1 protein-coding gene and 1 pseudogene are annotated in these 8,517 nt (G+C 63.2%); both read right to left on the reverse strand.

The window, feature by feature from the left end; all coding sequences use genetic code 11:
* Positions 1 to 76 precede the first annotated feature (76 nt).
* Positions 77 to 7,096, reverse strand: coding sequence for a DUF7507 domain-containing protein (locus tag TX78_RS08940; RefSeq protein ID WP_158644324.1), 7,020 nt, complete (start codon positions 7,094 to 7,096; stop codon positions 77 to 79).
* A gap of 174 nt (positions 7,097 to 7,270) precedes the next feature.
* A pseudogene (locus TX78_RS08945) lies at positions 7,271 to 8,457 on the reverse strand (IS3 family transposase).
* Positions 8,458 to 8,517 lie beyond the last annotated feature (60 nt).

Genomic DNA, 8,517 nt, shown 5'->3' on the forward strand with positions numbered 1-8,517 from the left:
AAACACGCTTGATATAGGCGAAGCCAGAGCAAGTCACACCTGCCCTGGCTCCGCCTACGGCTGCCCATGTCGTCGCCTAGTCTTCAGTGACGCGCGACCTCCGCATTAGCGCACCACCGATGACAATCAGCAATGCACCAAGGCCCAACGCCAGTGCCAGACCTTGGGCACCCGTCATAGCTAGAGGGCCTTCCGATGCGCCTTCACCAGAGGACGGTTCATCCCCCGAGGCCGTCGAATCTCCGCCCCCAGGCGTATCGCCGTCGGGGGCCTGCCCACCATCCTCAGGCGCATCACCGTCGGGGGCCTGCCCACCATCCTCAGGCGCATCACCGTCGGGGGCCTGCCCACCATCCTGAGGCGTATCGCCGTCGGGGCTGTCACCCGACTCAGGCTCAGTCGGCTCTTCCGAAGGGAGCGGAGCTGCGACGGGCGTGTTGGTCTGCGAGGGTGCAGACTCTACAGACTCTCCATCGGGGTTCTCCGCCCGCGCAGTCGCGACATTCACGATGTCCGAACCCGCGGCGACATCGGCCTCGGAGACCGAATACTCCGCTGTGAATTCGGCGCTCTCTCCTGGGGCGAGGGCGTCTACGGACTCGGGGCTGAGTCCCTCCACTCGGTCATCGATGATGCCGACATCGGTTAGCGTCCGCTCCCCCGTGTTGGTGGCAACGAAGGTGTAGGTAATCGTCTCACCCGCATCGGCGACGCCGTTCTCGTTCGCATCGCCAAGCACCGAGCTCTTCAGGACGGAGATACCCTCCTGCTGATCGGAGACGGGGACATTGGCCGATGAGGGCACCGAGCGCACGGTTTCACCGGTGGTGGTGTCACCGAAGGCGGTCGCCGTGTTGACGATATCCGTACCGGCGTCCACATCATCCTGCGTGACTTCATAGGAAGCGTTGAACTCAGCAGTCTCGCCGGGGGCGAGCGAATCGATAGAGCTCGGAGAGACCGAGTCCACCCGATCGTCGTCGATCTGCACATCGGTCAGCGTCACATTGCCGGTGTTGATGACCGCAAAGCTGTAGTCGATGAGCTCCCCGGCATCAGCGGTTCCGTTTCCGTTCTCATCCTGGAGCACACCGGTCTTCTCCATGAAGATTCCCAGAGCCTGCGGGAGCGCCAGAACCCGGGCGGTGGACTCGTTGGAGACCACCGAGTCGCCATTGGGGTTGGCTCCGGTTGCCGTCGCGGTGTTGAGAATGTTCCCACCCTCGTCGATGTCAGCCTGGGTCACCGTGTACCCGGCCGTGAAGACGGCTGTCTCACCTGGAGCCAGGGCCTCGATCTGAGCCGGTGCCACTTCGGGCACGCGGTCGTCATCGATCTCCACCTCGGAGATGGTCACATTGCTGGCATTGAGCACGACGAAGGTGTAACCGATGTTCTCTCCGACGTCAGCGAGCCCGTTGCCGTTGGCGTCCTCCAGTTCCGCGGACTTCTGGAGCACCAGCGCGACCGCAGCGGGCGCCACCGGCGTGGAGGTCGTCGAGGGTCCAGAGACCACCGACTCGCCGTCGGGATCTGAACCGGAGACCGTCGCGATGTTGACGATGTTCTGCCCTGCATCCACATCCTCCTGGGACACCGTGTAGGAGGCCGTGAACTCGGCGCTCTCACCTGGGGCCAGAGAATCGATGCTGCTGGGTGTCAGCGTGGACTCATCGATGAGGTCATCTGAGAGCGTGACCTCGGTCAGCGTCACGTTCCCGTTGTTGACCACGGTGAAGGTGTAGTCGATGACTTCACCCGCATCGGCCACATTGTTCTCGTTCTCATCGGCCAGCTCAGATTCCTTGATCAGGGAGACTGCGGGGTCACCAGCTGCCACCGGAAGGTTCGCGGAATCCGGGCCGGAGGTGATCTCTCCGCCGGCGGGCAGATCACCCGTTGCAGTGGCGATGTTGACCACATCTTCGCCGGCATCGATGTCACTCTGGGTGACCTCATAGTCAGCCGTGAACTCTGCCTGCTCGCCCGGTGCCAGCGTGTCCACCGACTCCGGCGAGACCGACTCGACACGGTCGTCGTTGATCCTCACGTCCGTCAGCGTCTGATTACCGGTATTGGTGACGACGAACGTGTAGCCGATCTCATCGCCCGACTCAGCCGGGAGTTCTGATCCGTCGCCGAGCAGTGCCGCGGTCTTCTCAAGGCTGATCCCGGGATTCGGCGGATCGATCGGGGTAGTGGTCGACGACTCGTTGGAGAGCAGCCGGGGCCCATCCTGCGGGGTCGCCGCCGATGCCACCGCCGTGTTGAGGATCTCTTCGCCACGATCAAGGTCCTGCTGCGTCACCGTGTAAGTCGCGGTGAATGTCGCAGAGTCCCCTGGGGCCAGCGAATCGACCACCTGCGGGTCCAGTGAGTCCTCGTCGATCCTTTCGTCCTCGATCGTCACATCCGTGAGCGTGGTATTGCCAAGGTTGGTGACCACGAAGGAGTACTCGATGATCTCGCCCAGGTCCGCCAGCGAATTCTCGTTCTCGTCTGCCAGCTCGTTGGACTTCTCCAGCAGCAGCTGGTTGTCCGGCGCGTCGGTGGGAGTGTCGGCACTGTCGAAGGAATCGATGGTCGTTCCCTCCGGAGTCTCCGCAGCGACCCTGGCCGTGTTCAGCACCCCGGCACCGCCGTCGACGTCGGACTGCGTGACCTGGTAGGACGCTGTGAACGTGGCAGTCTCGCCTGGAGCAAGGGACTCCACGGAGGCCGGATCGAGATCGCTGACCATCTCATCCTCGATGCGGACGTCGGTCAGCGTGGTGTTCCCGGTGTTCTCCACCTCGAAGGTGTAGTCGATGATGTCACCGACGCCGGCGCTCTCCGCACCCTCCGCGATCTGCCCGGTCTTCTCAATACTGATCCCGGGCGAGCGCTGCTCGGTCGGCGTGTTAGTGGAGGAAGGGTTGGGCGAAAGGACCGGGTTCGCCGAGTCACCGTTGGGGGGTGTCCCGAACGCCGAGGCGGTATTGATGATGTCCTCGGGGTCAGTGGAGTCGATATCTGCCTGCGTCACGGTGTACGTGGCTCGGAAGACCGCCTGGTCTCCCGGAGCAAGTCCATCCTCCAGGCTCTCGGGCTCCACGAGGGAGACCTCATCGACCTTGTCGTCGTCGACCCCGATGCCGAACAGCGTGGTGTTGCCGGTGTTCGTGATCAGGAATTCATAGGTGATGGTCTCTCCCACCGAGACGACACCGGTCTCGTTGTCCTCGTCGAGGATGGCCGACTTCTGGATCGAGAGACCCGCGGCCGCCGGGGCGACCGGCGTGCTGGCCGTATCAGTGTCGCTTCGAAGGCCGTCGCCGCTTGGCGAGACGCCGGTGGCCGAGGCGATGTTGACGATCTCGGACCCGTTGGATTCGCTGCCTTGAGCGGCGTCCACGTCTGCCTGCGTGACCTGGTAGCTGCCGGTGAAGCTGGCCTGCTCCCCGGGTGCGAGCGAGGCGACGCCGCTGGGATCCAGGGTGCCGGAGTCGATGCGATCGTCGTCGACGGTCACGTCGGTGAGGGTGGTGTTGCCGGTGTTGGTGACCAGGAAGCTGTAGTTGATGGTCTCCCCGGCATCGGCGACGCCGTTGCCGTTCTCGTCCTGCAGCTCATCAGTCTTCTGGATCACCAGCCCGTTGGCCTGCGCTGCCACCGGCACGTTCGCGGTCGATTCCCCGCTGAGCACAGCGCCGCCGGGGCTGTCCGCGCTGGCGGTGGCGGTGTTCAGCAGGTCAGTGCCCGCGTCGACGTCGGCCTGGCCGATCTCGTAGGTGGCGGTGAACGTGACCTGCTCATTGGGCGCCAAGGAATCCACTGAACCAGGCGTAACCTCTACTCCGCGTTGGTTGAGGAGCTCATCCTGGATGCTCACGTTTGTGAGTGTGGTGTTGCCTGTGTTGGTGACAACGAAGCTGTAGGTCACCTGTTCACCTGCGTTCGCAGCGTTGTCGATGCCCGAGTCGTCAGTGTCGTCCAAGACAGCCGTTTTCTGCACCGAGATTCCGGTGGCCTGAGGCGTGACTGGGGTGTTGGCGGAGGATGGCGAGGACTCGATGGGGTCCTCCTCTCCGGCCGGGGTGCCCACTGCGGTGGCTGAATTGAAGATGTCTGTACCCGCGTCGACATCGCCCTGGGTGACGATGTACTCCGCCGAGAACGACGCAGTGCCACCGGGCTCCAACGCCTCCACCGGACCACCGTTCACGCTGACCTGTCGGTCCGCCAAGGTCTGATCGAGGACGTCAACTCCGGTCATCGTGGTGTTTCCGGTGTTTGTGACGACGAAGGTGTAGGTGATCGTCTCCCCCGCGTCAGCTGCGCCGGGCTGATTGCCTGCCTCGTCGATATCGTTGAGCTCGCTGGTTTTCTGCAGGCTCAGGCTGTTCTCCCGCCCCGCGAGCGGGATGTTGGCAACGGAAGGGCCGCTGGCGATCCGGTCACCTCCACCCGGGGGAAGGCCGCTGGCAGTGGCGGTGTTCAGTACATCGGTGCCGGAGGCGTCGAGGTCTGCCTGGGTCACCGTGTAGAGCGCCGTAAAGGAAGCTTCCTCGCCTGGCGCCAATGTTGACACTGCGCCAGGTTCGGTTCCGGACAGGCGCTCGTCGGAGATACCGACCTCAGAGAGGGAGACGTTGCCCTGGTTGCGGACCAGGAAGGTGTATTCGATGACGTCACCCACGTCGGCACGGCCGTCGCCATCGGCGTCAGAGAACAGGGCGCCGGTCTTCTGCAGACTCAGGGCGCTGGCCTGTGCGGCTACCGGGGTGTTGGTCTCCGAGGGGCGGGATGCGATCTCCTGGCCTCCGGGGGACGAGCCCACGGCGGTGGCGACGTTCACGATGTCGCTGCCAGAGTCGATGTCCGCCTGGGAGACGGAGTACGTGGCGGTGAGCTCTGCAGATTCTCCAGGTGCCAAGCTCTCGATCGAGCCTGGATCTGTGCCGGAGATGCGCTCATCGGCGATCGTGACGTCGGTCAGCGTGGTGTTGCCGGTGTTCGTCACCGTGAAGGTGTAACCGATCGTCTCATCCAGATCGGCCACGTTGTTTTCGTTCTCGTCGTTGAGCGTGCTCGACTTCACCAGGCCCAGGCTGCTGTCCTGGGCGGCCAGCGGGGTGTTTGTCGATGCCGGGTTAGAGTTCACCGGGTCATCAGATCCCGGGCGTGCCCCGGATGCGGTGGCCGTGTTGGTGATCTGCGGGGCGCCGGAGTCGATGTCCGCCTGGGTGACGATGTACTCGGCCTCGAAGGTCGCCGATTCTCCCGGCTCGAGGTCCGCAGATTCCGGGCTGATTCCCTCGACCTGGGGATCGTCGATAGTGACATCGGTCAGCGTGGTGTTTCCGGTATTGGTCACCGTGAAGGTGTAGTCGATGACGTCACCGACCTCGGCCACGGTGCTCTCTCCGCGGATGCTGTTGTCTTTGCTCAGCGAAAGTCCCGGCGCGCGGGCCGCGATGGGGGTGTTCGTCTGGGAGGGTCCCGTGGCGACGTCCTGACCGCGGTCTGAGACCGCGAGTGCGTCTGCGCTGTTCTCGATGTCGGTGCCGCCGTTGACGTCAGACTGCGTCACCGTGTACTCGGCGGTGAACTCCGCCGTCTCACCCGGCTCCAGCCCGTCCACCGAGGCTGGAGAGATCTCCTGGACCCGGTCATCTTCGATCCGCACATCGTCCAGCACCGTCTCACCGGTGTTGGTCACGATGAAGGTGTAGGTGATCACCTCTCCGGCGTCGGCGACGTTGTTCTCGTTCTCATCTGCAAGACTGCTGGTCTTCTGCAGAGACATCGACGGGCGCTGTGCGTCGTTGGAGAAGGTGCAGACCACGTTGCTTCCACCGGCTGTGGCGGGGATCGTCACCTCACCGCTGGTGCCAACGCCTGAGGTCAGTTCGGTATCGGTGGACTGATCAACACAGACGTAGCTGGAGTCGTAGTTGAGCTCGTCCGCGCCAGCCCCGACCTCGTTGAAGTAGAAGGTGCGGTTTGGTCGGACCGGAACAGGACCCGCAAGCTCGCTGGGGCGCTGGTTCTGGACGCCGGGCTGGTTGCCCTGGGTCACACCGGTGTTGCCGGCGCCGCCCACTTCGAGTCCGTTCCCGGTGAGGTTGAGCGTGACCTGGTCATCCGCCGCGAAGCGACCATCGACGAAGTCCTTCTGCAGCGTCAGTGTGCTGGGCACGGCGCAGGATCCCATATCTGTGGTGCCTGCGATGCCCCAGGAGGCGCTGCGGAGCACATCACCGCTGGTCGGGTCTGCAGCGAAGAAACGGTTTCCGCTAGACATGTACAGCAGACCGTCGGAGCCGTAGGCGATGCCGTTGATGCCCTGGTCGGAACGGATGACGGAGATCGCGGTGCCGGTGATGGTGATGGCTGAATTGGGTGTGGTCGGCAGAGCCTGTCCGATGACTCCCAGCGTGCTGCCCTGGTTATTTGTGTTGGCTGAGTCTGATCCGACGTAGTAGAGGTTTCCGCTGTTGTCGAAGGCGAAGTCGCCATTGCCGCCGGAGGTGGGTACGGTGCCGGAGGCGACCAGGCCGAGGTTCGTGCCGTTATTGGGGTTGAAGCCGTAGACGTTGAGCACCGCGCCGGAGAATCCGCCGTAGTAGTAGATGCCGGTGTCCGGGTTGACGGCGCCGTGGGTGATGGCGACTCCCTGCGGAGTGGTTCCCAGAGTCGTTGTGGTGCCGTTGGTGGTGTTGTTCCGGAAGATGGTCTGCGTGCCCGCAGCCTGCGACCCCACCCGATAGATGCCGTAGACCGACTCGCCGTTGGCGGAGATTCCCATCGCGTTGACCTGAGACGCGTTGTTCGGCGCGCTGAACGTCCCGACCTGGGTCTGTGCGCCGGTCTGGGTGTTGATCCGCCAGAGGTTCTGGCTTCCACCAACGGTGGTCCCCCCGGAGGTGCCCTGCATGGAGTACACCTCGGTGCACTGGAGCTGCCCCTGGACCGAGGCCGGCTGGGCATCAAGGGTCTGCGGCTGTGACGCGGTTGGAAGGAACCCGGCGATCAGAATCGCGACGACCACCAGCGCAAGAGTCGCAAGAAAAGGGGCGCCCTTTCTGTGGTTGTTCACTCTTGCAAGGGGCATCGCTGGCAGCATATTCATAGTCTCCGTGTGAAGCAGTCATGTACGTAGGTTCTCTTGCGACCTGAGGCTGCCCAAGCGGCCTTCCCGACGAACTCGCAACCCAGGGGAACATTAGCATTAAGTTCAGTTCGCGTACAGGTTCGGGTCTGCTGAAGGTTCGGTTGACCGTCGGGCTTATGCCGCCAGGGCGACGGCATCCTTGTGAACGGTCTCGTACTCGACCGGAGTCAGCTTACCCAGCCTCCGCTGTCGGCGGCGGCGATGATAGGTCCCTTCGATCCAGTGAATGATCCGGGCTCGCAACTGATCCCTGGTGGCCCAGGACTGCCTGTTGAGCACGTTCTTCTGCAACGTCGAGAAGAAGCTCTCCATCGCCGCGTTATCCCCAGCAGCCCCGACCCGTCCCATGGACCCAGCCAGCTTGTACCCCTTCAGCACCCGCTGGAATTTCCGTGAACGAAACTGCGACCCTCTATCCGAATGGACAATGCATCCGGCCACTTCTGAGGGTCCTCCGCGGCGGGAAACCGCATCATGCAGGGCGGCCACAGCCAGCTGTGATTTCATCCTGGAATCGATCGCATAGCCCACGATCCGGTTGCTGAAGACATCCTTGATCGCACACAGGTAGAGCTTGCCCTCACCGGTACGGTGCTCGGTGATGTCCACCAGCCACTTCTGATTCGACCTGGTGGCGGTGAAATCCCGGGCCAGCAGGTCATCACAAACTGGCGGGCCTGGCTTCTTGTGATTCTTCCCGCCCTTGCGCTGAGTGGCGGAGAAGATCTGCTGCTGTGAGCACAACCGCCACACCCGCCGCTCAGAGGCCCGGTACCCGGCGGCGGCGAGCTCATCAGCGATGAACCGGTGCCCGAACTCCGGGTCATCAGCATGAACATCGATTGCGGCGTTGAGCAGGTGAGCCTCCTCCCAATCCCGCTGAGAAATCGGGGCTGCTGCCCATTTGTAGAACGCTTGCTTGGTGAAACCCAGAACCCGGCAGGTCACCGCCACCGGCACCCCGGCGGCGGCAAGGTCACGGACCAGCGGGAACATCATTTTGGGGAGGCCCCACCCAGCTTCAAATTCGCCTGGGAGAGATACGCCGCAGCTTCGCGCAGGACCTTGTTCTCCTGCTCCAGCTCACGGATCCGGCGCAGCATCTTCGCCTGTTCCCGAGACTCCTCAACATCCTTAGCCGGCTCGATCCCGTGCTCTTCGAGCTTCGCGGCCCGGACCCAGGACTGCAGCGCAGATTTCGAGCAGCCCATATCCGCGCAGACCTGCTTCTGGCTCATCCCGCCAGCAACCAGCTCCACGGCGGTCCGGCGGAACTCCTCGGTATAGACGACTTTCGGCATGACTTCCATCCTTCCTGCTTTCTAAGCAGTCTTGAAGTCAACCAAACCTTCAGCAGACCC

It is taken from the genome of Nesterenkonia massiliensis, from assembly GCF_000455245.1.
In the GTDB taxonomy this organism is placed as follows: domain Bacteria; phylum Actinomycetota; class Actinomycetes; order Actinomycetales; family Micrococcaceae; genus Nesterenkonia; species Nesterenkonia rhizosphaerae.

Bases quoted from the DNA above. Each gene is read 5' to 3' on its own strand.
- TX78_RS08940 (WP_158644324.1), bottom strand. From the start codon at position 7,096: ATGCCCCTTGCAAGAGTGAACAACCACAGAAAGGGCGCCCCTTTTCTT.